Below are 22,323 nucleotides of genomic sequence, written 5' to 3'. Positions count from 1 at the left end.
TGCGAAACGGCTCGCATTATGTAAAAACCAAGATGGGAAGATGGCCGAGTTGGCCGAAGGCGCGTCCCTGCTAAGGACGTATAGGACTTAATCCTATCGCGAGTTCGAATCTCGCTCTTCCCGCTGAAAAGCCCCGAGTCATGCGACTCGGGGTTTTTTCGTGCATTATATTGTCCCCGGACTTGTTTTGGGGCGGAGTCCATCTCGTGAGTTGTCGTTCCCGCGCAGGCGGGAATCTTAACGCCCCTGTTTCATCTTGATTTTGTCTTGATACATGAGCGTGTCGGCACGCTTGAGAACATCATTGATGCTCTTGTCGGTTTCTTTGTTGTATTCAGACATTCCTGCTGCAAATGAAACGCATTGCGTTGGTGATTTTGAATTGTCGGTTATCGACAGCTTGAGCTTTTTGAAAAGTTCAGTACGCTTTTCGTATTGAGCATCATATAGGACGATGACAAATTCATCGCCGCCAATGCGGAATATTGAATTCTGGCTAAATACGTTACTGAAAACCTTGCAGCAGTTTTGGAGATATTCATTCCCCTTGTCGTGCCCGAGGTTGTCGTTGATGTATTTCAGGTTGTTGACGTCGCATTCTATAACTGCAAATTTGATGCTGCGCCCTGCTTTAATCTGTTTGTCTATAAGAATGCTCATAGTCTTGAACGCGGCAGCACTCCCGATACCTGTGAGCGGATCTTGGTTTGCTATGATTTGGGTTTGCTGTAGGTCTTTCCTTAGCTTTTGAGTCGTTTCTATAAGGCGGTATTCTTGTTCTACGCTGGTGATTCCTATAATAAACGCTTCTGAGTTGCTTTTATCGCTTGCAATTTTTAAGCGGCAATGCTCGATTTGCTCGTCTATATTGGCAAGAAACGGAATCGTATAGTAAGGGGCGGATTGCAAAATCTCGGCGCACTTTTCGATAGTTGAGTTTTCGATAAATTCACAATATTCATTGGGCACGTAAATTCGTTTCATGAAATTGTCGAAACTTTGTAGGCTTGAGGCGTTGCGGCCTTCCCAAAGGAGCGGAGCGAATTTTTCGCTGACCTGAAAGTATGTTGCGAACTTTTTGGTGATGTTTACGTACACGACCAAGTCGTAATCGGCGGAAAGCCCTGAAATGATAACCGCCTTTTGCGAAAGGTCTCTGTTTCTGCTAATCTTTGAGATGAAGAACGCATAGATTGTGCAGCACCCGAGCATCGATCCGATGGAATTGCAGGGCGCTAGCGGGTACACCTTTTGGAGCAGGCCACAAAGGACCGGCGCAAGAATAAATAAAAATCCTGTAGCGTAATGGCGCCAGTCTCCGGCATTTGTGGCGTGTGTGGTTCTGTATGCTGTAAAAAGCCCGATGACGAAGAACGTGAAGTATTGGCTGTAGTAGAGAAGATTCTTGCCTAAGCGGGCGACGTAAACGCCATCGTTCGAGATGTCAAAAATAAATCTGGATTCGTAATTTATGACAAGTAATACGATCTGGAAAATGACTAGCAGAATTGAAAGTACCTTGGCTGGGATTGCTTTGTCGCGCTCGATGTTGATAAAGTTGAGGATGTAACTTAACCAAATGTAGGCCAGTATGGCCGCGGCTGCATGGGAAATAGATGATGAAATGAAAAAGTAGTAAGGATTGAGGATTGTTCCACTGCTGAAAATGCCCCAAATTCCGTCTTGGATGCAAAAAAAAGTCACCCAGTTTGAAAGACGTGAAAAGTCTTTGTCTGTTTTTTCGCTTTTGTCCAATACAATCTTGAACTGATTCATGAAAATCAGCAGCACCAGAGCGCAAGTAAACGAAAGAACTGAATAAAGTGGATTTGCCATAAATCTTAGTAAAAAACTGTACGCAATATAAGAATTTAAAAAATGCTTTGCAACTTTAGACTGTTTTTGAGGCTTTTGTCGCTATTTTGACGTTTTGGGCGAAAAATCTTCTTGACTTTTGCTCTTTTTTTATGGATATTATTAGACGGATATGTAAAAAAAGGAGTTTGACCATGAAAACGAATAGCTTTTTGGTCGGTGCCATTCTCGGTGCAGCTGCGACGGTTGCGGTTACAAAGAAGTTTTTTAAGTGCAGTTCTTGTGAAGAAAACGAAGCTTGCGATAATCCGGTTTTGAAAGATGCCGATGATGCTGTTGAAAAGCTCCGCAATTCTGTAGATAGTCTCCGCAAAGAGCTGAACAGCCGCATTGAATCCGAGCAAACCTTTGCTGCCAAGTGTGAAGATCTCAAGGAGCAAGTGGCAAAGCAGAACGCCGAGATCAATAACCTCAAGAATGTTTGCGAAATGCAGGATAGCCGCAACAAGAAACTCGAAGAAGAACTCGCAGGCAAAAAGTAACTGGCGAACGTCATTGCGAGGAGCATAGCAAGCCTGCCACGAGCAAAGCGTGGTGGAAGCAATCCATGCATCTTGTCATCCTCGGAGCGTAGCGTAGGGGATCCATAATTTCTAGTATCTACATTTGCGATGGGATCCAGTCACATTCTTTAACGCACAAGTCGGCCCCGCCGACTTTTTTTGCATCTTGTAAAACGAAAAAAATACAATTTAATTTTACACACTAATTCATTTAGAATGCCGCTTCTCTTGAGTTTGATTTTGTAGGTTGCTTTTATAAAATCAATTTGGGAGGTGTTTATATGAATATCTTGAAAACTGTAGTGTTGTCTTTATATGTTTTTTTCTGCGTTGCATGCTCGGATAAAAATTCTGGTGAAAAAGTTTTGCTGACAGAATCCGTTCCTTTGACGTTCTCCGGTATTGTATATGGTGAACTTCGCGAAAATGGATTTGTTAAACCCTTATCCCCTAGAATACCATTGATGGATTCGATTCCTTCTGCTACGGAAAGATCAACGCTTATAAATAGCCGATTGTCGAGGGTCATCAAGGCTTATGTGATTAAGAGTTCCATGACCGATAGAGACTCGTTGAAAATTCGCTTGTTTATGCGAAAAGAAGACAAGACTCCATACGACTTTAAACCGGTGAATTTCGTGCTTTATAGAAATGGCGAAGAAGATGGTTTTTATGTATTCCAGACGATGACAAATTCAAAAGGCAAGCCATTGCTGTTTTCGAAAAATGAAAATGATATCGGGAATTTCGATGATGCCGTTGTCTTGTGCATTAAAAAGTCTACGGATAGATTTTATTATGACTTGCTAGAATAGCGGATGGTTTGACTATGATGAATGTCTTGAAAATAACAATATCGGCTTTAGGTATATTCCTCTGCATGGCTTGCACACTATTTTGTACAGCGTGCTCAGATAGGGAAAAATATATCGTTTTAAACCGCAGCTCATTAAATGCCGAAACTTGGCTCGAAGTTGAGAAAAACGAGACCGTCAAAATTTGCATCGACTCAAAAGTACAAGTATGGAATACTACGCTAGATTCTATTGTTCTTGGTGAATCCTGTTTGAAAGTTCGAGTTCCGACGCTTATAGGAGTCTATCCAATTAATGTGAAGTTTTTCGACACTGATAGTTCCCACAAAATCAATTTAGCGGTCGGGATGAAGTACTTAAATTTCAAGAATGAAGAAGTGCTATTAGGGTATAACAAAATCACAGGGATATATCAGAAAATAGAAGACCCGGAAAGGTTAGAGGTAATAACAGGATCGTACCTAGTAGATAAATATCCCGTAACAAACTGCGAGATTACGCAATTGATGTGGGACAGCATACCAACGAACCCTTCCTTTGGGAAAGGAAGATTAAAAAAATATGCCGAAGAATGGGCCCTTAGAAAGAAAAATAGCGAACGCAATAAGAATTGCATATCTAAGGATACCGCAGCAAGCATCATTTTTTTACTGCAAGCAATGAAGTATGCAAACGCACGCAGTGTTCGCGAAGGACTAAAACCATACTACAAGTTTTCAAAAGCATTCATTTCAGAATCTAAAATTTTATCAAAAGGTCATTTTGTCACCGGTTTTTATTCATTTCATGACCACGAAGATGTCTTCATCAAAGTCACTATTGATTCCTCTTCCGATGGATATAGACTACCTTATTATGACGAATGGATGATGTTTGCTCGAGGTGGTGACAAAAAAAACAAAGCTCCTTGGGGAGATTCTTCCGCAACATTTGAAGAAGCTTCCAAATACGCTCGATTCGACTCATGGGTGCAATTTGGCAAGTCAGAACCCGTAGGACAATTAAAACCCAATGGATATGGTCTATATGATATTTTCGGACTAGTATGGGAGCATGTTCTTTTCGAAAAAAAGAACCATTTCAGTTATCTAAAAAACCGTCCTTCCTGTTTGAAGGGCGGAGACAACCATATCAAAAAAAATCCTAATGATTATCCTTTTGATGAAGCCACTGACTGGAAAAATGCGAACTATGGTTTATACGAACCCAATTATAACGGAGGTTATCCAGGCGGTTTCCGTCTCATCCGCAACATCGGCAATAACGCCAAATGGAACGAAAATAAAACGGATGAATCAAATTCTGATAGTTCATCGCAAAAAGGTAAAGTGGAAATAGATAAGAGCGAAATTCTTGTCGAGTCTTTGCCTTTGATATTGGGAACCGATAGCAAACCGAAAGTTGATTCTGCTGTTGTACGTAAAGGCAAAGTTTTGCTTACGGGCTTGGTTTCTGTGACTTCCTCAAATATTGTATATGGGAATCTTCAAGAAAACGGAACGGTAGCTCCTGAAATTCCCGCGATTCCGCTTATCAATGCTATCCCAAACGATTGGATTCGTTCCTATTTTGCGAATAGCAATTTTGCGAGAGTTGCCAAGGTCTATGTGAAAAAAAGTCCCAAGACTAGAAAAAAGTCGCTGAAAGTTCGTTTGAACCTTTGGAAAGAAGACAAAACTCCATACGATTTTAAACCGGTGAATCTTGTGCTTTATAGAAATGGCGAGGAGAAAGGTTATTATATATATCAGACGATGACCAATTCAAAAGGAAAACCGTTGCTGTTCACGAAAAACGAAGACGATGCCGGAAATTATGAAGATGCTGTTATTTTATGTATAAAAGATAGTACGGATAGATTTTATTATGAACTTTTAAAATAGTTGATAAATGGTTTTTGATGAATATCTTGAAAATAAAAATGTCGGCTTTATGTGTGTTTTTCTGCATTGCTTGTTCATTGTTTTGTACAGCCTGCTCGGATAAGGAAAAATATATCGCTTTAAAACGTGATTCATTAAAAGCCGAAACTTGGCTTGAAGTTGAAAAAAACGAAATTGTAAAAATCTGCATAGACTCCAAAGTACGAGTATGGAATACTACGCTAGATTCTATAGTTCTTGGTGAATCTTGTTTGAAAGTTCGAGTTCCAACGCTTATTGGTGTTAGCACAATCAATGTGAAGTTTTTCGACACTGATAGTTTCCACAAAATCAATTTAGCGGTCGGGATGAAGTATCTGGATTTCAAGAATGAAGAGGTTCTCATAGGTTATAACGAATTCAGAGGAAAAGACTCTGTATTAAAACGGATAATAAGCAACAATCCAGTTGAAGAAGATCCTGAAAGACTTATATCAGTTACAGGTTCTTATTTAGTAGATAAGTACCCAGTAACAAACTGTGAAATCACACAATTAATGTGGGATTCGATTTCTATGGAACCATCTCTTGCAAATTCAAGACTTCAAAAATACGCAAATCAATGGATGGAAAGGAAAAAAAGAAGTGAACGAAACAAAAATTGCATGCCCAAAGATACTGCTGCGTGTACAGTTTTCTTGCTACAAGCGATGAAGTATGCAAACGCACGTAGCATTAGAGAAGGACTAAAACCGTATTATAAATTTTCTAAAACAGACGAACAAGAAGAACAAAAAATTTTATCAAAAGGTCATTATATTATTGGCTTTTTTGATTTAAGTAAGAGTAAAGACCGGTTAATCCAAGTTACTGTAGATAAATCATCTGATGGATATAGGCTTCCTTATTATGATGAATGGATGATATTTGCTCGTGGCGGAGATAAAAAAATAGTGCACCTTGGGGAGACTCTTCTGTTACATTTGAAGAAGCTTCCAAATACGCTCGATTTGACACATGGCAAGAATTTGAAGTTTCAGAACCCGTGGGACAATTGCTTCCAAATGGATATGGCCTATACGACATATTTGGTCTTGTTGAAGAACATGTTTTATTTGAAGAAAAAAATCCTTTTCGATTTCTTAAAGGTCGACCGTCTTGTTTAAAGGGTGGGGATAATTATGTCAAAAAAATTTATGTACGCAATTCTTACGATACATCGCCTTATTGGAAATGGATTCACTATGGATTCTATATGTCAAATTACAATGGGGGACAGGCAGCCGGTTTCCGCCTCATCCGCAACATCGGCAATAACGCCAAATGGAGCGAAGTCAAATCAGATTCCTACGAATAGCTTTTACCACCTCCTGCTCTGAAAACGAGAAAGTCGGCTTCCGCCGACTTTTTTGCACAATTTTTCTAAGTTCTGCTAACTAAGTTCTATTTCCCCAAATCCTTCGCGAATTCTACGGCGAGTTCTTCGAGCTTCGCGGCTGAAGTCTCGTCGAGTGCGGACTTGAGCGTGACCGTCGTTTCGCAGAATGTCACGTTCTTGAGCGTGTCGAGAATCTCGTGCATTTTCTTTGCGGCCATCGGAGCCCAAGTGCCGTTTTCGACAATGCCGACTTTACGGTTGCAGTAGTTTTTCGCCTTGATGTGCGTGAGGAACTTTTCGGCAGCGGGGAAGAGGCCTGCATCAAGCGTTGTTGCGCATACGGCGAGATGGCTGTAGCGGAACGCCTGTGCGACCGTCTCCGAAGAATACGTGCGGGCCAAATCCATAATCGTCACGTCAACGCCTTTTTCGCGGAGCGATTCGGCGAGCTTCTTTGCGGCTTCTGCCGTGTGACCGTAAACGCCTGCGTATGCGACGAACACGCCCTGCGTTTCAGGCGTGTAGCTGCTCCAAGTGTTGTACTTGTCAATGTAGAAGTTTAAATTGTCCGTAATAACGGGACCGTGCAACGGGCAAATCGTCTTGACTTCGATACCGGCGAGCTTCTTCAAAACGCTCTGTACCTGCATGCCGTATTTCCCGACGATGTTGATGTAGTAACGTCTCGCTTCGCTGACCCAGTCTTCGCCGAGTTTTCCAGAAAGTCCGAATGTGCCGAATGCGTCTGCCGAGAACAGAAGCTTTTCGGATTCATCGTAGCTGAGCAAGACTTCGGGCCAATGGACCATCGGGGCTGCGATAAACTTTAGCGTGTGCTTGCCGAGCGAAAGCGTGTCGCCATCCTTGAGCGTAAGCGTTTTTGTGCCTTCGGGGAGCTTAAAGAACTGCGGAATGAACGCAAGCGCTTTTGCAGATGCGGCGATAGTTGCGTCCGGGTACTTCTTGATGAATTCGAGAAAACCGCCAGCGTGGTCGGGTTCCAAATGGTGGACAATCAAGTAGTCGGGCGTTTTGCCCTGCAATGCGTTTTCGATATTCTGCAACCATTCCGATACTTTGTGTGCATCGACCGAGTCCGTCACAGCAATCTTTTCATCAAAAATCACAAAAGAATTGTAAGAAATTCCATCGGGAACTTTATACTGCCCTTCAAAAAGATCAATCTCGCGATCATCCACACCGACAAACTTGATGTTTTCACTAAAATCTGAAACAATCATGAATACCTCCAAAGGTTTGTAGGAATAATAGTATTTTATTAGACCCTATTTTGCAAAATTTGAACGGTGAGGGGATGCCTCCCACTGTGTATCAGAATTTTTAAGCCATGCCCTTTCCCTGGCGGCACTCTCGCGTTTCTTTGTTTCTTGATCGATTTTCACAACCGCTTGAGCCCCGCTGAAGAGGCCCTCGGGGCACTTATTCTCCTTTTCGTCATCATCCTTGTTTCGAAACATCTGCTCGATGAAGGAATATTCTTTCCAGTAGCCATATTTTTCCGTGCCCAAGACTACTTCGTCGATTTTTGCTTCAATGGTCAACTGGCATCGCGAAATCGTGGAACGGTAAAAGTCACACTCGTTCGTATTTTCGCATTTAAGGATTCCATTTACATAAAAGTCGTATGCGTCATCGTCATCAGCCACGACAGTGACATGTTGTAGATTCAAAGTCGAGAAAAAGATAGATGCGCATCCGGTGAGGAATAGTGCTGCAAAAACAGCAAAGGTGTAGAATGTTTTTCTTTCATTATTCATTTGGTTGTAATATAGCAAAAAAGGAAGTGGTCGAGACCAATTTTGCTGAGTGTGTTGATTTGTAGATTTTTTGTTTAATGGCTGCTAGATAGTACATCGATGTGTTGGATTACGACTGATAAATACGAAAATGTAGTCCAAACGTGTTGTTGCAAGGATCGGCGAGGATCCCGCGCAATCCTTTTTTCTATATTTGCGTTCGTTTAAAAAACGATTAAAACAAAAAAGGAATATCATGCCAGCTTTTGATCCAAATGCGAAAAAGATGCTGATTTCGGGTAACGAAGCCATTTCCCTTTCCATGCGTCATTGCAATGTGCAGCTTGCCGCAGGTTATCCGGGAACTCCGTCCACCGAAATCTTGGAAGATTACTCTGAACTGGGTGGCTATGCCCAGTGGGCTCCGAACGAAAAGGTCGCTGCCGAAGTTGCTCTCGGTGCCGCTTTTGGTCACGCTCGCAGTGTTGTCACCATGAAGATGGTTGGCTTGAATGTGGCAAGTGATGTTCTCTATACTGCAACTTACACGGGTGTCGATGGTGGCATGGTGTGGATTGTTGCCGATGACCCGGGTCAGGGCAGCTCCCAGAACGAACAGGATACGCGTAACCACGCGAAGGCATCCGTTTGCCCGATGTTCGAACCATCCAACTCTCAGGAAGCATACGACTTCTTCCGCATCGCCATGCAGACGAGCGAAAAGTTCAAGATTCCTGTCATCCTCCGCATGACCACCCGTGTAGATCATTCCAAGTCTATCGTCGTGCCGAAGGAAGAACTCCCGGCTATGGTGCCGAACTTCGAACGCAATATCGCCCAGCACGTGATGGTACCGGGATTTTCCAAGCCGGCTGGCCGTCGCCTCCGCGCCAAGATGGACGAAATGGAAGCCTGGAACGTTGCCGAAGGCCCGAACAAGGTCGAAATGCGCAGCGCTGATTTCGGTATCATCGTCAGCGGCATCAGCTACCACCACGTTCGTGAAGCCGCTCCGGAAGCAAGTATCCTCAAGCTCGGCATGACCTACCCGCTGCCGATGCAGCTCATCAAGGATTTCGCGAAGAAGTTCGAAGGCAAGCGCCTCATGGTCATCGAAGAAAACGACCCGTGGCTTGCTGAAAACATCAAGGCCGCAGGCATCCAGTGCGAAAGCAAGTTTGACCCGATTTTCCGCTTTGGTGAACTCGACGTGAATCGCGTCCGCCGCATTATCGCTGGCGACAAGAGCCCGGATCCGGTTCCGGTCAAGGGTAAGCCGCCTATGCTTTGCCCGGGCTGCCCGCACCGCAGCTCCTTCGCAGTTCTCAAGGAACTCGACTGCATCGTTTCCGGTGACATCGGCTGCTACACGCTCGCCGCTCTTCCGCCGATTAGCGCCATGGACTACATGATTGACATGGGTGCCGCTATCGGTATGGGTATCGGCCTCCGCAACGTGCTCCCGCGCGAACAGGCAAAGCGCGTTGTCTCCGTGATTGGGGACTCTACGTTTGTTCACAGCGGTATTACTGGTCTTGTGGAAGCGGGTTACAACCGCCCGGAAACCGGCCACGTCGTCATCATTCTCGACAACAGCATCACCGCTATGACCGGTCAGCAGGAACATCCGGGTACGGGCCGTCACCTCGACCACTCTCCGGCATACAAGCTCGACTACGGTGCCATTGCAAAGACCGCCGGTTTCGACAACGTCTACGAAGTGAACCAGGTCAAGGAACCGGAAGAATTCAAGCGCCTCGTGAAGGAATCCCTTGAAAAGGACGAACTCACGCTCATCGTCGCGAAGAGCCCGTGCATTCTCGCTCTCAAGAGCATCCTCGCTTGGGACAAGGCTAACAAGGAAAAGGCAGAAAAGGCCCTCGCCGAAGCAGAAGCCGCTGCCAAGAAGAATGGAAACATTTAATAGAGAGGTTGAATAATTATGAGCGTAATTAACGTTAAATTTGCAGGCCTCGGTGGCACAGGTGTTATCAAGGCTAGTGACGTGATGGCCGAACTTGTTTTCGAACAAGGTTATGACGTGAAGAAGGCCGAAGTCCATGGCATGAGCCAGCGCGGCGGTTCCATCGCTTCTGACGTCCGCTTTGCGAAGGATGAAGAAGTTCAGTCCCCGATGATCCCGACCGGCGAAGCCGACTACCTCGTCGTCTTTGACGAAACGCAGGTTGTCGTGAACGAAGCCTACATGAAGCAGGGTGGCGTGCTCCTCACGCCGGCTGACATCGATGTTTCCAAGCTCGAAAACGTGAAGGCTTTGAACGTCGCCATGCTCGGCAAGCTCTCCAAGTACTTCGACTTCACCGTCGAACAGTGGACCGTCGCTTTGAACAAGCTCTTCGCTGAAAAGTTCCACGAAGGCAACAAGAAGGCGTTCATGCTTGGCCGCGAAGGCTAATTAGCATTGTCATCCCGCACTTGTTGCGGGATCGCCTTTACAATGTCACCCCGGCCTAAGGTTGGTGAGCCTGCCGAACCATGCCGGGGTCGCCTTTTTTATAGCGTCATCCTGACGCCGTAGGCGGAAGGACCCAGTAAATTCTCGAATTACATTGTCACCCCGGCCACCGTGCCGGGGTCTCATTTTTATGTGTGTTCCCCCTATGGGAAGATAAATCCTAATGCACTTAAAAAACAATTTCTTTCTTAGGCTTATCTTTTTGCATGTGCTTTTGCCGATACAGTATTTGTGATTGTACTTTAGGGAATTTTTCAAGATCTCCTTGAAAAACTTGTTTCGGAATTTCCATATCGTAGTAATACAGTCGGTAATCATCAAGTTCATCGAAGTAAACGGCTGCAAAAAATTTCATTCCAGCATAGCTGACAAGAATGTCGGGACATTCCTTTTGATTTGGGACTGAAACAGGATGACCGCCGCTAAGTTGGTCGTAATCATAGTAACAGTCTAAAGTTTTTTTATTGTTTGCAGCTACTCTTACTAGATGATAGACAAATGCATCGGCACAGGTAAAATCTTTGTCCATAGGACCATACACAGAACCAATGTAAGGGCATTTGTATTTCCCGTCAACAACCATGGGCATCGTACTGAGAACCGCTACAGTACTGGTCCTTGTTGAATTCTGAAGATAAATCAGAATATCTCTATTCGAAAAGGGCGGCTTAATAACAACAGCCCAAAGAGGAATCACTAGTAAGAAAACAATTGTCAATAGTTTTATTGTCATAACCTGCAATTTAAGCATATATTCCCATCATCAAAAACAGCGTGAAAAAAGGAACTATAAAAATCCACACGCCTCGAAAATATCCTTCAATATCGGATTTACTCATGGTAGAATGATTTATAAGACAAACAACCAAATACCACAAACCGATATTCATCCCCAAAGAATGTTGTTCTGCAAAAATATACCGCAGCAAAAGAAATCCTAAAGTCAGGCCCACAACCACTGGAGCTATAGCAATTAGAGTATATTGAATTGCAACAATAAACCAAGGCCCACGAGCGTGAGTTGTTACATGTCCAAGCCGACCGTCATCGTCTTCGAAAAAGCTTATATCCCGAACTTCAGCACCCGTAATTACGGCAAAAATAAAATGCGATAATTCATGAATAACGATTCCTGGGAACGTGACATAACGCATGAAAAAGCGCACTAGACTGTGACTAAACACAGCAATCATTTTAATTTCCAGTCGTTTCAAACTAGAAAGCAACATTCCAATAACAACAGGAACAATAACAACGAGTATAGTTAAAACGGCACTGACACCCGCTAGGGCGCCAATGCCATCACCCCACCCAAACCAAGCTACCACCTGTTGCATTTTTTACCAACCGAAAGTGTCTTTCATCTTTTCGGCGCTCTTTACCTGACGATCCATATACTGTCCAAAGTTTTCAGATGGTTTACTTTTTTTCGGTTTCTTAGTTCTTTTCGGCATATTTTTCTTAAATTGCTTACGAAGTTCTTTCATGTCTTCTATAAGACTGGGTTCCGTTGGCCCAGGAAAATCAGGAATCTTTTTTCCAATGGCACCCTTCGCTTCCATAGAACCCATAAGAGCAATGCTTCCAATATAGCCTAAAATTATTAGCAGCGTACGAAGAGTTCCCTCAGATGTCGCCGCCAAAACAATAAAGGCAACTACTGAGCCTATCAAACCACCTGCTACACAAGCGCGCAGGGCACGATACAAAAAACTACTGAAAACGCCTGTAACGATAGCAAGAGCCAAGGTTGCCAAGCAAATCAGTATTGACATGCCTACACCAGTTTCCAAACAAACGATCGCTACAATTGCCAAAATAATTTCTAACAGAATGGCAATCGAAGCAAATAAATGTTGAAGTTTGATTTCATGCCAAATCGACCAGTCAAGTTTTTCTTCAGGAGAAAGAGCTTTCCATGCCTCCACTGTTTTAGGAGTATCTTTACTCCAATCAATGTTGGTTAATCGACGGGGATCTTTCTGTTCCGAATTTAATCTAAATGCATTTTCAGAATTTTGTACATTATTTTGTATGTCTTTCAAAGTTGCTCTCGGATTGGATTCAGACTGTATATTAAAGGAACCAATAGATTCAAAATACCAGACTTCATCTTTTATTTGAATATTCACGAATACTACAGATGAAAAGACCAGCTGGATGCCAGTTATATTGAATCCATCTTTCCTCAAAAGATCTGATGAAGATTTGAAAGGGTGTGGAGAATTTATTACCCCCTTTATTTTGGTATTAGGAACACCGAGATCTTCAAATTCCAAATTTGAAACGGAAGCTTTTTCTACTCCATTTAAGGTAAGTATTCCATTCATTTTTACTCCTTTACGGATATGGTAAATTGTTTTGAATGAACTACCCTGCACAGAAAGTGCAGGGCTTTAACCGTTTATTAGACAATAAAAAAAGAGTCATGTTAATTAAGCTCTTTTTTTTCACCAGAACTCACTCCAAAACGCTATTAATGAGTTCACCCTCTGCGTTATACGTCTCCAAATAAGCTCCATTTTTAAAGGTGACAGTCGAACTTGTATATCCATGCAGACCATCCTTCACCCATGAAAAAAGTACATAGCCATTTTCATCGATTACCTCGTAGTAAGCACCATTTTTTTTCACAAGCGCAATAGCCATATTATTTCTCCTTATAAAATCCCCGCAGGTTGTAAAACACCATGCCGCGCGGGTTTCAGCACGATGTTTTTTGCATATGCAAAAGTCCACTAGGCGTATAGCCTAGAGTTTTTCCCCTGTTCGTCAAAGATTTGCGCCAATTATGCAGATATACAAAAAAGGCGTAGATCGTTGCAATTTACCTAAGCGAGGCTCTGCAATGCCTGTATTCGATAAACGCAAACGCCCCACGCCCCAAAAGGGCTGTTGCCCTTTGGTCATACGACCAAAGACCGACTAAGAAGTCGGTACAGCAAACCGAGATACACCGCAAAACGGCATATCTGCGTGAGCGTTCGCCTTGTCCTCGAATACTTGAAATTTGCAGATTTCGCTTAGAGAACAAGAGCTAAACTCTTTTTCGCTTAAAAAATAACTCAAAAAAGAGCATTCCGCTTAAAAAGTTTATAAAGCAGGCTATTTTTGTGCGAAAAAATGCAAAAACTTCCCATTGGGGAACGCCAGACGGTATTCCAAGTTGGAATATGCTCTCTATGTTGATTTTTAGCAAAGAATTTGGTAAATTACAAGTGGGCTGGTCGAAAGACCCAGGTCCATCTTTGGCGAGGATGTTCCTCGCTTTTTTTGTGTGTCATCCTGAATATGATTGCGTTGTCGTACAAGATTAATCTTCTAGCATAGAGGCTAGGGCTTCTTTTGCTGAAGAAAAAGGCCCATGTAAATTCTCTAGCTTTCTTGTATCGTCGATTGCTTTTTCAAGAGATAATTCAATTGCGTTATTGTTTGATTTATTGTCTGTTTTCGTTTGCAAAGTGGACATACTAGACCTCTTATTTAAAACGGTAAATCAACATCATTGTTGTTATTATTTTTTTGTGTGATTCTAATGTCTCCGTATTTGTTGTTTACATATTCATTGTGCTTTTGTATAAGATCGTCTGATGCATTTGAATATGAGAGCAATTTTCGATAAAGAGCATCGATTTGTGCAATTGCTATTACGGATAACATTGTACTACACTCCTTTCGAATATGCCATTAGTATTAGACCTTTATTATATATCTAAAATTATTTAGTAGAAAAATAATTTTTCTACTAAATAATTTCTGAAACTCAAAAGCGTCGGCCAAGGATGGGGAGGGTGCAGGGAGGGGCCCGTGCGGCCTTCGCAACTCCGAGCTTGGGCCCCTCCCGCATGATGTACATTTGAAATTGAAAGTCATTTTACTTTTTTTCGTTTTTAAGGGCTAAAACAACGCAAAATAAGCATAATTTCCCAATTCCTGCCCCTTTTTATTTGTAATTTGTATTCGTGGCACAATTTTTGCAGAACATATCATGGAACATCCTCTCGGCGACCCGTCTTTGCGGGGTTTTCGCCTGTGCCCTTTGCGCCATGCTTTTCCTCGGTTGCGAAGAAATCGAGGAACCCAAGCCTTGGATTCGCGTCGAGCGCCCGCAGATGCTTTTTACCGATACGACGCTTCTCGACAGCTACGACAAGGGCGTGCTCAACTGGCGCCTGAAAACCGCTTATTTGGAACGCTGGGCCGACAAGGAAATTGTGACGGTGCGTCCGGTGTTCGTGGACATTTACGATTCCATCGGCGAGCGCGTGGCGTTCTTGCGCGCGGACTCCGGCAGTCTCGACATGACATTCACGTACGTTTACGCTTACGGTCACGTTTATGCGCTGACTCCCAAGGGCGCCTCGGTCCGTGCTGATTCGCTCCTCTGGAACAAGAAAGATAATTTGGTCAGAACTGCAAGCTATGTACGCGTTGTCTCCGAAGATGGCGACGTGTTGCAGGGAGTCGGTTTTGAAAGCGATGCGCAGTTCGACAACTGGAAAATTCTTTCGAATGTGACGGGTATTTTTCAGGATGCGGCAAAGCGCATGAAGGATGAAGACAAACGACAGGCTGAGGCGGAACGTCTGAACAATCCGCCGTCCTCGTCATCGCAGGCGGCTCCAGCAGCTAAGCCTGCTCCGGCTGCAAAACCAAATTCGGCCAAGCCTACTTCGTCTCCTTCCCAGAATCCGAAGCCGAATGTTCCGCCACGCGGTCTCCCGCTCAAGCCAAAGGCAGGGAACCCGTGATGAATTTCCGCGCATTCCTCTTCATCGCCGCGACCTTCCTTGCATCGACTCTCGCTTTTGCGCAGTCCTCGCCGTTGATCATGTATCACGCCGATAACCTCGATGTGTCCCGCAAGCGCGGAACTCTCCTCTTGACTGGCAATGTCCACTTTGTCCATGACAGTGTAGCCTTCAAGACTCAGCGCGCTTCCTGGAACCGCAACACCGAAACGGTCGAATGTGGCGGTGGTTTCCTCTTCACGCATCCGTCTGGATTCGTGCGCGCGCGGAACGGCTCTTATCAGAGAAAGAGCGAAATTGCAATTGCCTCCGGCGAAGTGAGCGCTGGCGATTCCGCAGGTAATTATCTCATGACCGGTCAGTATTTAAAGTACGACCGCAAAGAAGACATCGTGACAATTCCGATGGCGCCGAAACTTTATCAGTACGAAAAGCAGAAGAATGGTACGATTGATACGGTAACGATTTCATCGCGTTCCCTCATTTTCGACAAGAAGAATAGTTTTGCGCAAGCCTTTCAAGACGTGAAGCTCACGCAAAAAGACTTGGTCGTCACTTGCGATACGGGTTACTTTAATCGCAAAGATAACTGGCTTAGCATGAAGGGCCACCCGACTTGCGACATGAAGAATTACCACCTCACGGGCGATTCCATTTTCCTCGTGCTTGACGAGACGGGCAAAATGCTCAAGTCCGCACTTGTAATCCGTAACGCTCACGGCGTCCAGAACGAAGAACCCAAACGCGGCAATCCCGGCAACGTGACCGAAGCCTTTGGCGACACGCTCTATTGCGAATTTAAAAAAGGTAAAATTGAACGCCTTTACGTGAATGTGAACGCTAAGGGATTTTTCTACGAAACGGATTTGAAGGAATATCGAAATTTGATGGACGGCGACCGCCTCGATTTGTATTTTAAAAAAGGCCGAATGGACCGCGCGGTTGTTTCGGGTAAGGCGCAGAGCACTTATTTCTATGTGAAAAAAGATAGGACAGTTTCTGGCAAAAACGAAGCGACCGGTGATACCATCCACATCTTGTTCGATGCTCAGAAAAATGCTGTGAAGTCGCTCAGGCTTATGGGCAACAAGACGAACGCGAGCGGGCGATACATCGATTTGGAAAAGGCGAACCGCATCAAGGAAAACGCTAAGAGAGATTCCTTGGCAAAACTCGATTCGCTTTTTGGCAAAGAACTGGATATGAAAAAGGCCAAGACTAAAGCGGATTCGGCCTATATCCAAAAGTCTTTGAACGAAAGAAAGCTGAGAGGTCTTTTCAATCGCCGGAAAGAAAAAGTAAAGCCGGCGGACGAAACTGTGAAAACGGAGGATGCACAGTGAAAAATTTGGTCAGCACGATACGCACCGACAAGCTGCGCAAGATTTATGGCCACCGCCAGGTGGTGAGTGATGTCTCCATTCAAGTTTCGCAAGGTGAAATCGTTGGGCTGCTTGGCCCGAATGGTGCCGGAAAGACAACCACGTTCTATATGATTGTGGGTATGGTCCGCCCGGATGCAGGCCACATCTTCTTGGACGATATCGAAATGACGGACAAGCCGATGTACAAGCGCGCCCGCTTGGGTGTGGGCTACCTCCCGCAAGAAGCTTCCATCTTCCGCAAGCTCTCCGTTGAAGACAACATCATGGCGATTCTCGAAACGCAAGACATGAAGCGTGCCGAACGCAAAAAGAAATTGGAACAGCTTCTCGAAGAATTCAAGATTACGCACATCCGCAAGACGAAATCCATGAGTTGCTCTGGTGGCGAACGCCGCCGCCTTGAAATTGCTCGTGCGCTTGCTAGCGATCCGTCGTTCCTCTTGCTCGACGAACCTTTTGCGGGTATTGACCCGATTGCTGTTGCTGACATCCAGTCCATCATTTCGGAACTCAAGGATCGCGGCATGGGCGTTTTGATTACTGACCATAACGTGCGCGAAACGCTTTCGATTACGGACCGCGCTTACATTATGTACAAGAGCCAAGTGCTTACCGAAGGTTCTTCGCAACATCTGGCCGAAGACCCGGAAGCGCGTCGCATTTACCTTGGCGATTCTTTCCGCTTGGATTAGGAGCGATTTATGAATCTCGGGATGCAAGCGAATATCGGACAAACGCAGGAGCAGACTTTATCGCCTGCGCTTTTGCAGTCCGTGAAAATGCTTCAGAAAACTTCGCAGGAATTGGAGACCGCCATCAAGGAAGAAGTTGAAGTCAACCCGCTTTTGGAAGTGGACGATGGCGACTTTGATGAATTGGAAGCGCCCGTCGATAAGGATCCGGAAGAACTTGACCCGCGCTCGAAAGATGCTGAGGATTATCCGGAAGATATCGAAGATATGGCTCGCGGTTCCTTGGACGATACCGCTGAAGTGGATAGCAGTTATCTCGACGGCGATTCTTCTGACGTGAATTGGGATAGCTATTTGGGCGATGGAACATCGTACGATGATGCTCCCTTTAACGATTTGAATTCGGGCTCCAAGGATCCGGACGAAGATTGGGATCGCCCCATCAAGGATGTAGGCAAAAGCTTGCAAGAACAGCTCGAAGATCAGCTCCGCCTTTGGAACGGCACTCGCGAATTGCAGGAACAGTTGCAAGAATGCGGTGTGACCGAAGAGCATTTCCGCAAGTTGGTCCAGTATCTTATCAACTCGATTAACGATGACGGCTTCCTGTGCGATACCAATCGCGACAGCGCATCCGAAGCCATGATTGTAAAGTCCGATGACACGTACATCGACGAAATCGAGCGTGTGCTTCGTGGAGAACTTGTGCTTGAAGAGGCAAGCCTCCCAGTGCGTGAAGCGGTTCACGTTTTGCAGTCGTTCAAGCCGAGCGGCATTGGCGCCCGCGACCAGCGTGAATGCTTCTTGATTCAGGCGTACGCGATTCCGAATTTCCCGAGTCTTGCGATTCGCATTCTCGAAGAGGAATACGAGAATCTTTTGCAGCTCCGTTATGCCAAAATTGCAAAGGCCCTCAACGTCTCCGCCGATGAGGTCAAGACTGCAATCGCGAGTCTCTCGCGATTACGCCCGCACCCGGGCTTCCAGCTTTCGCATTCGTATTCGCATATTATTAATGCGGACTTGAAAGTTGTCGAAAAGAAGGGCCATTATGAAGTTGTCTGCTTCAAGACGAAAATGCAAAAGTCGCTGCGCATCAATCAAACGTATAAGGCTATCTTAACGGATCCGGCAGCTTCCAAGCAAGACAAGGAATATGTAAAGGCGCAACTCGCGAAGGCGACAGACCTTATCAAGGCGGTCGATAACCGCTTCTCGACGATTGAACTTGTGATGCGTGCGATTGTCAAGCGCCAGCGCGGGTTCTTTGAAAACGGTCCCGCATTCCTCAAGCCGATGATTCTCCAGGATGTGGCAGACGATGTCCATTTGGCGGTGAGCACGGTGCAGCGCGCGACCGACCAGAAGTACGTGGAAACGCCTTATGGCATCTATGAACTTAAACAATTCTTTACTTCTGGTGTGAAGCAGGGCACAGCCCCGGATGCCGAAGAAGTGGGCTCTGCGATGATTATCGATGCCATCAAGACGCTCATTGATGAAGAAGACAAGTCTTCTCCGCTTTCCGATCAGGACATCAGTGATGAACTTTTGAAGCAGGGAATCAAGGTGGCACGCCGTACAGTGGCAAAATACCGCGAAAAAGAACTCAAAATATTGCCCAAAAACCAAAGAAAACGATAAAATCGCCAAAAAAACGTTTTTGGGGCAATTTGCCCTAGTAAATATTCCAAAATGGAACGATTATTTGATTAAAATTCAAATTAGTTGTGGATTTTTCAAATAAAAAGATGTATATACTTTAATTGCGGAACGAAAGTTCCAAAGTGTTTTTAAACGTTAATAAATGTTAACATTAACATACGGAGGTTCATCATGGATATTCAGTTTTCTGCTCGTCATTTTAACGCATCGGCAGGTCTTCAGGACCGCATTCAGGAAGAAATGGACAAATTGGCCAAATTTTACCCGAATATCACTAGTGCCTCTGTTATTCTTGACCACGAAGTCGAACACCAGCGTCATTGCGAAATTTCTGTCAACATTACAGGTTCCGTCGTTGTCGCTTCTGCCGACGAAGAGAACATGGGTAAGGCAGTCGATGTAACGCTTGAACGTATCAAGGTCCAGCTCAAGAAGGCCAACGACAAGCAGAACGATCATAGAGCACAGCCCATTTCTGAACTCACGTAATGGCTGATAGATTGAAAGACTTAAAGATCCTGCACCGGGAACGTTTCCCGGTGCGGGACTTTTTTATCCGCTACGGCAAGGATTTGCAGATGCTGCCGCACTGTCCTGAAGAGGACATGGACGCTTGCATCGAAGAAGGCGGAATCCACCGCCCTGGTCTTGCCATGGCGGGTTATACCAAAGTATATAGTTCGACGCAAATACAGGTAATTGGCCATACGGAATGGAATTATCTGGAATCGGTAGGTCCTGAAGCGCGAACAAAAATCTTTGAAAATTTGTCTGTATTCCGTGCGCCGATGTGGGTGGTGACTCACGCTCAGACTCCGCATGATGAACTCAAGGCGATGTGCAATCGTTTGCATATCCCGATATTCTCGACAACGCTCCATACTTTTGAATTTTTCAAGATGAGCCAGAGAATTCTCGACGAGTTCTTTGCTCCGCATGCTGTAATTCACGGAAGCCTTGTGGATGTTTATGGCGTGGGCATGCTCTATGTGGGCGATAGCAATGTGGGTAAGTCCGAATGTGTGCTTGACCTTGTCGAAAGCGGGCACCGCATGGTTGCTGATGATGTTGTTCACATTAGCCATGTGGGTAAGTCTATTATTGGTCGCCCTGATCCGCTAATTCGGCATCACATGGAAATCCGCGGCGTAGGCATTTTGGACATTCGCTCGATGTTTGGTATCCATGCCATTCGCAAGGTGAAAAAGATCGAAATGATTGTCGAACTCCAGCAGTGGCGCCAGGATGTATCGTACGAACGTACCGGCCTTAACGAAATGGAAGAGAACGTCATGGGCGTGAATATCCCGAAGGTGGTATTGCCTGTGGCTCCTGGCAAGAACATGACCGTGATTTCTGAAGTCATTGCGATGAACGCCCTCATGAAAATGAGCGGGCAGAACGTGGCTCAAGAGTTCAATGAGTCGTTGTTGCAAAAGATTAAGGCTAAGGCGAAAGGCGAATTTACAGATGATTTACTAGATTTCAATCCACAGAGCTGGTCTTTCTATGAATAGTTTGTGGATTAAAATCAAGAAAAACTTTGTTGCAATTTTTGTTTTTGTTGTAATCGTCGTGCTGTGCGGCATGGCTGCTTATTATTATCATCCGGCAAGCCCGTACTTCAAGCGCTATACGTTTGTTGTTAAATACGAGACCATTGGTACGCTTTCTCCGGGAAATCTTGTACGTGTCCGTGGCGTTTCCATGGGCGAAATCGTCGATGTTAAATTGACGGATGACGCTGTCTATGTGAAGGCGCGAGTGCTCGCCGAAGCAAAAATTCCTGTGAATTCGGAATTTCGCTTGGTGACGGCCGGGCTCATGGGCGAACGCGAGATGAGTATTATAACGGGGAATTCTAGCAAGCTGGTTGCCGAGGGCGATACCGTTAATGGTCTCTATGACGAGGGAACTTCTGGAATTTCAAAGAACTTGACCGACGCCGTTAATGACATTGGCGATGCACAGAGAATGATTACCAGTTTTGTGGATTCGATTACTGTGGGTGAAACGGGCAAGCAAATGGACCGCATTGCAAACAAGGCCAAAAAACTTGTTCGCGTGACAAAAGCCGATGTTCGCAAGTGGAAATCTTACGTAGATGAATTGGTTGACGGTTACAACGAAGTTACCGATAAGATGGAACGCTCCTTGCAGGAACTTTCTGACCGTAGCGGCGAGAGCGCTTCAAAGGCAAGCGAATTCATAGATCGAGCACGAGCCTTTATGGAACGTGCAAACGCTTCGAAAGAAGCGGCTGTAGCGATTGTGACTAAATTTGACGAAAGCGAAGGTTCGGCAAAGATGTTCCTTGATGAGGCTTCTAAATTGAAAGTGGACTTTGATGCTTTGCGAAACGATTTTGATACCATGCTCAGCGACTTGAAAAAGAATGGTCTCAAGCTCAATGTGGATATTTTTTAGAGTAGTTACTGGATTTATCAACAATTTTTTTGAAAAAATATTATTTAAATTGTTCTTTTTTGTAAAAAAAAGATAATTTAAAGCGGTGCTTATCACAGTGTAACTCACAAAGAAGGAGTTTAATATGGCTGAGAAGAAACCCGTAAAGATGAGCGATGCTGATCTTAAGTTTTTTGAAGATATGCTTTTGGAAAAGAGACGTGAGCTTGTGACCGCCCAGAGCGAGTCCGAAAAGGCTAACGTGTTTTTAGACCAGAAAAACCAGTCCGGTGATGGTGGCGATTCTGAAGGTGCTGATTCTGCAACGGATATCAATTCGCTCGAAACCAACCTCTCGCTGGCGGCTCGCGAAGGTAAATACCTTGTTTATCTCGAAGAAGCTCTCAAGCGCATCAAGAACGGAACGTTTGGTGTCTGCAAGATTTGCGGACAGCTGATCCCGAAGGCAAGACTCATGGCTGTGCCGACCGCAACTAAGTGCGTGAACTGCAAGGAAGAAACCAAGAAAAAGGAAATCCTTGACAACCGCATGGAAATGGCCAAGATGTTTGCCGAAGCCCAGCGCAAGGAAATGCTTCGCAAGGCTGCCGGAAGGTAATTTAATTACAAGTGTGCAAAAGGCTCGACAAATGTCGAGCCTTTTTTATTAAGTCCTTTAGGTAAGAAGCCGATGCGTAGCATCGGCTTTAACAACCACCCGCTATGCGGGTGAGATTAGAGCTTAAGCCATTACGAAT

At 44.9% G+C, this 22,323-nt stretch carries 22 protein-coding genes and 1 tRNA gene; 15 read left to right on the top strand and 8 right to left on the bottom strand.

What is annotated here, in order from left to right:
* Positions 1–34: 34 nt before the first annotated feature.
* A tRNA-Ser gene (locus tag HUF13_RS10915) sits at positions 35–123 on the top strand.
* Positions 124–237: 114 nt separating this feature from the next.
* Here HUF13_RS10915 and HUF13_RS10910 read toward each other — a convergent pair.
* Positions 238–1,836, bottom strand: coding sequence for a GGDEF domain-containing protein (locus tag HUF13_RS10910; protein ID WP_173475163.1), 1,599 nt, complete (start codon positions 1,834–1,836; stop codon positions 238–240).
* A 173-nt stretch (positions 1,837–2,009) separates the two neighbouring features.
* Here HUF13_RS10910 and HUF13_RS10905 point away from each other — a divergent pair, with 173 nt between their 5' ends.
* From HUF13_RS10905 to HUF13_RS10890, 4 genes are all read left to right on the top strand, one after another.
* Positions 2,010–2,357: a hypothetical protein gene (locus tag HUF13_RS10905; RefSeq protein ID WP_173475162.1), complete on the top strand. Its 348-nt coding sequence runs from the start codon at positions 2,010–2,012 to the stop codon at positions 2,355–2,357.
* 302 nt (positions 2,358–2,659) lie between these two features.
* The gene (locus HUF13_RS10900; protein ID WP_173475161.1) at positions 2,660–3,193 is read left to right on the top strand and encodes a hypothetical protein; all 534 of its coding nucleotides are present in this window, start codon (positions 2,660–2,662) and stop codon (positions 3,191–3,193) included.
* A gap of 14 nt (positions 3,194–3,207) precedes the next feature.
* Positions 3,208–5,076 carry an SUMF1/EgtB/PvdO family nonheme iron enzyme gene (locus HUF13_RS10895; protein WP_173475160.1) on the top strand — a complete coding sequence of 623 codons (1,869 nt, stop codon included), beginning with the start codon at positions 3,208–3,210 and terminating at the stop codon, positions 5,074–5,076.
* A 17-nt stretch (positions 5,077–5,093) separates the two neighbouring features.
* A complete protein-coding gene (locus HUF13_RS10890; RefSeq protein ID WP_304039094.1) occupies positions 5,094–6,221 on the top strand; it encodes an SUMF1/EgtB/PvdO family nonheme iron enzyme in 1,128 nt (375 codons plus the stop codon).
* Positions 6,222–6,498: 277 nt separating this feature from the next.
* On the opposite strand, the gene HUF13_RS10885 is transcribed toward HUF13_RS10890, so the two are convergent.
* Both HUF13_RS10885 and HUF13_RS10880 read right to left on the bottom strand, forming a co-directional pair.
* Positions 6,499–7,674, bottom strand: a complete 1,176-nt coding sequence (locus HUF13_RS10885) for an FprA family A-type flavoprotein (RefSeq protein ID WP_173475159.1) — start codon at positions 7,672–7,674, stop codon at positions 6,499–6,501.
* Between the two features lie 45 nt (positions 7,675–7,719).
* A complete protein-coding gene (locus HUF13_RS10880) occupies positions 7,720–8,211 on the bottom strand; it encodes a hypothetical protein (RefSeq protein ID WP_173475158.1) in 492 nt (163 codons plus the stop codon).
* A gap of 235 nt (positions 8,212–8,446) precedes the next feature.
* Here HUF13_RS10880 and HUF13_RS10875 point away from each other — a divergent pair, with 235 nt between their 5' ends.
* Together HUF13_RS10875 and HUF13_RS10870 are read left to right on the top strand one after the other, a co-directional pair.
* Positions 8,447–10,114 carry a thiamine pyrophosphate-dependent enzyme gene (locus tag HUF13_RS10875; protein ID WP_173475157.1) on the top strand — a complete coding sequence of 556 codons (1,668 nt, stop codon included), beginning with the start codon at positions 8,447–8,449 and terminating at the stop codon, positions 10,112–10,114.
* A gap of 18 nt (positions 10,115–10,132) precedes the next feature.
* Complete coding sequence (locus HUF13_RS10870; protein WP_173475156.1) at positions 10,133–10,606, top strand: 2-oxoacid:acceptor oxidoreductase family protein; 474 nt, start codon at positions 10,133–10,135, stop codon at positions 10,604–10,606.
* Positions 10,607–10,835: 229 nt separating this feature from the next.
* Here the strand turns inward: HUF13_RS10870 and HUF13_RS10865 are convergent, their stop codons facing one another.
* From HUF13_RS10865 to HUF13_RS10845, 5 genes are all read right to left on the bottom strand, one after another.
* A complete protein-coding gene (locus HUF13_RS10865; protein ID WP_173475155.1) occupies positions 10,836–11,417 on the bottom strand; it encodes a hypothetical protein in 582 nt (193 codons plus the stop codon).
* Entirely contained in the window at positions 11,410–12,003 is a 594-nt protein-coding gene (locus HUF13_RS10860) for a hypothetical protein (RefSeq protein ID WP_173475154.1), read from the bottom strand. The genes HUF13_RS10865 and HUF13_RS10860 overlap by 8 nt, the downstream gene beginning before the upstream one ends.
* Positions 12,004–12,006: 3 nt before the next feature.
* Positions 12,007–12,996: a hypothetical protein gene (locus HUF13_RS10855; RefSeq protein ID WP_173475153.1), complete on the bottom strand. Its 990-nt coding sequence runs from the start codon at positions 12,994–12,996 to the stop codon at positions 12,007–12,009.
* A gap of 130 nt (positions 12,997–13,126) precedes the next feature.
* Positions 13,127–13,315 (bottom strand): hypothetical protein, encoded by a 189-nt coding sequence (locus tag HUF13_RS10850; RefSeq protein ID WP_173475152.1) that lies wholly within the window; start codon positions 13,313–13,315, stop codon positions 13,127–13,129.
* A gap of 664 nt (positions 13,316–13,979) precedes the next feature.
* Positions 13,980–14,135, bottom strand: a complete 156-nt coding sequence (locus tag HUF13_RS10845) for a hypothetical protein (RefSeq protein ID WP_173475151.1) — start codon at positions 14,133–14,135, stop codon at positions 13,980–13,982.
* Between the two features lie 505 nt (positions 14,136–14,640).
* Here HUF13_RS10845 and lptC point away from each other — a divergent pair.
* The 8 genes from lptC (at position 14,641) to HUF13_RS10805 (ending at position 22,184) form a co-directional block, all read left to right on the top strand.
* Positions 14,641–15,417 (top strand): LPS export ABC transporter periplasmic protein LptC, encoded by a 777-nt coding sequence (gene lptC / locus HUF13_RS10840; RefSeq protein ID WP_304039092.1) that lies wholly within the window; start codon positions 14,641–14,643, stop codon positions 15,415–15,417.
* Positions 15,417–16,760: a hypothetical protein gene (locus HUF13_RS10835; RefSeq protein ID WP_173475149.1), complete on the top strand. Its 1,344-nt coding sequence runs from the start codon at positions 15,417–15,419 to the stop codon at positions 16,758–16,760. Before lptC ends, HUF13_RS10835 begins: the two co-directional genes overlap by 1 nt.
* Positions 16,757–17,494, top strand: coding sequence for an LPS export ABC transporter ATP-binding protein (lptB, locus tag HUF13_RS10830; protein WP_015731958.1), 738 nt, complete (start codon positions 16,757–16,759; stop codon positions 17,492–17,494). Before HUF13_RS10835 ends, lptB begins: the two co-directional genes overlap by 4 nt.
* Positions 17,495–17,503: 9 nt before the next feature.
* Positions 17,504–19,138 (top strand): RNA polymerase factor sigma-54, encoded by a 1,635-nt coding sequence (rpoN, locus tag HUF13_RS10825; RefSeq protein ID WP_173475148.1) that lies wholly within the window; start codon positions 17,504–17,506, stop codon positions 19,136–19,138.
* 192 nt (positions 19,139–19,330) lie between these two features.
* Positions 19,331–19,648: a ribosome hibernation-promoting factor, HPF/YfiA family gene (gene raiA, locus HUF13_RS10820; protein WP_072829913.1), complete on the top strand. Its 318-nt coding sequence runs from the start codon at positions 19,331–19,333 to the stop codon at positions 19,646–19,648.
* Entirely contained in the window at positions 19,648–20,676 is a 1,029-nt protein-coding gene (gene hprK, locus HUF13_RS10815) for an HPr(Ser) kinase/phosphatase (RefSeq protein ID WP_173389901.1), read from the top strand. The genes raiA and hprK overlap by 1 nt, the downstream gene beginning before the upstream one ends.
* Complete coding sequence (locus HUF13_RS10810; protein ID WP_173475147.1) at positions 20,669–21,586, top strand: MlaD family protein; 918 nt, start codon at positions 20,669–20,671, stop codon at positions 21,584–21,586. The genes hprK and HUF13_RS10810 overlap by 8 nt, the downstream gene beginning before the upstream one ends.
* 124 nt (positions 21,587–21,710) lie before the next feature.
* Positions 21,711–22,184, top strand: a complete 474-nt coding sequence (locus tag HUF13_RS10805; RefSeq protein WP_173389899.1) for a TraR/DksA C4-type zinc finger protein — start codon at positions 21,711–21,713, stop codon at positions 22,182–22,184.
* The last annotated feature ends 139 nt before the right edge of the window (positions 22,185–22,323 follow it).

This window comes from Fibrobacter succinogenes (assembly GCF_902779965.1).
Taxonomy (GTDB): domain Bacteria; phylum Fibrobacterota; class Fibrobacteria; order Fibrobacterales; family Fibrobacteraceae; genus Fibrobacter; species Fibrobacter succinogenes_F.
Note: the sequence above shows the minus strand (reverse complement) of the source record. Positions and strands in the feature narration are given on the sequence as shown.

Excerpts from the sequence above, each read along its gene's own strand:
- HUF13_RS10910 (WP_173475163.1), bottom strand. The coding sequence starts at position 1,836 with ATGGCAAATCCACTTTATTCAGTTCTTTCGTTTACTTGCGCTCTGGTG.
- HUF13_RS10905 (WP_173475162.1), top strand. The coding sequence starts at position 2,010 with ATGAAAACGAATAGCTTTTTGGTCGGTGCCATTCTCGGTGCAGCTGCG.
- HUF13_RS10900 (WP_173475161.1), top strand. The coding sequence starts at position 2,660 with ATGAATATCTTGAAAACTGTAGTGTTGTCTTTATATGTTTTTTTCTGC.
- HUF13_RS10895 (WP_173475160.1), top strand. The coding sequence starts at position 3,208 with ATGATGAATGTCTTGAAAATAACAATATCGGCTTTAGGTATATTCCTC.
- HUF13_RS10890 (WP_304039094.1), top strand. The coding sequence starts at position 5,094 with ATGAATATCTTGAAAATAAAAATGTCGGCTTTATGTGTGTTTTTCTGC.
- HUF13_RS10885 (WP_173475159.1), bottom strand. The coding sequence starts at position 7,674 with ATGATTGTTTCAGATTTTAGTGAAAACATCAAGTTTGTCGGTGTGGAT.
- HUF13_RS10880 (WP_173475158.1), bottom strand. The coding sequence starts at position 8,211 with ATGAATAATGAAAGAAAAACATTCTACACCTTTGCTGTTTTTGCAGCA.
- HUF13_RS10875 (WP_173475157.1), top strand. The coding sequence starts at position 8,447 with ATGCCAGCTTTTGATCCAAATGCGAAAAAGATGCTGATTTCGGGTAAC.
- HUF13_RS10870 (WP_173475156.1), top strand. The coding sequence starts at position 10,133 with ATGAGCGTAATTAACGTTAAATTTGCAGGCCTCGGTGGCACAGGTGTT.
- HUF13_RS10865 (WP_173475155.1), bottom strand. The coding sequence starts at position 11,417 with ATGCTTAAATTGCAGGTTATGACAATAAAACTATTGACAATTGTTTTC.
- HUF13_RS10860 (WP_173475154.1), bottom strand. The coding sequence starts at position 12,003 with ATGCAACAGGTGGTAGCTTGGTTTGGGTGGGGTGATGGCATTGGCGCC.
- HUF13_RS10855 (WP_173475153.1), bottom strand. The coding sequence starts at position 12,996 with ATGAATGGAATACTTACCTTAAATGGAGTAGAAAAAGCTTCCGTTTCA.
- HUF13_RS10850 (WP_173475152.1), bottom strand. The coding sequence starts at position 13,315 with ATGGCTATTGCGCTTGTGAAAAAAAATGGTGCTTACTACGAGGTAATC.
- HUF13_RS10845 (WP_173475151.1), bottom strand. The coding sequence starts at position 14,135 with ATGTCCACTTTGCAAACGAAAACAGACAATAAATCAAACAATAACGCA.
- HUF13_RS10835 (WP_173475149.1), top strand. The coding sequence starts at position 15,417 with ATGAATTTCCGCGCATTCCTCTTCATCGCCGCGACCTTCCTTGCATCG.
- rpoN (WP_173475148.1), top strand. The coding sequence starts at position 17,504 with ATGAATCTCGGGATGCAAGCGAATATCGGACAAACGCAGGAGCAGACT.
- raiA (WP_072829913.1), top strand. The coding sequence starts at position 19,331 with ATGGATATTCAGTTTTCTGCTCGTCATTTTAACGCATCGGCAGGTCTT.
- hprK (WP_173389901.1), top strand. The coding sequence starts at position 19,648 with ATGGCTGATAGATTGAAAGACTTAAAGATCCTGCACCGGGAACGTTTC.
- HUF13_RS10810 (WP_173475147.1), top strand. The coding sequence starts at position 20,669 with ATGAATAGTTTGTGGATTAAAATCAAGAAAAACTTTGTTGCAATTTTT.
- HUF13_RS10805 (WP_173389899.1), top strand. The coding sequence starts at position 21,711 with ATGGCTGAGAAGAAACCCGTAAAGATGAGCGATGCTGATCTTAAGTTT.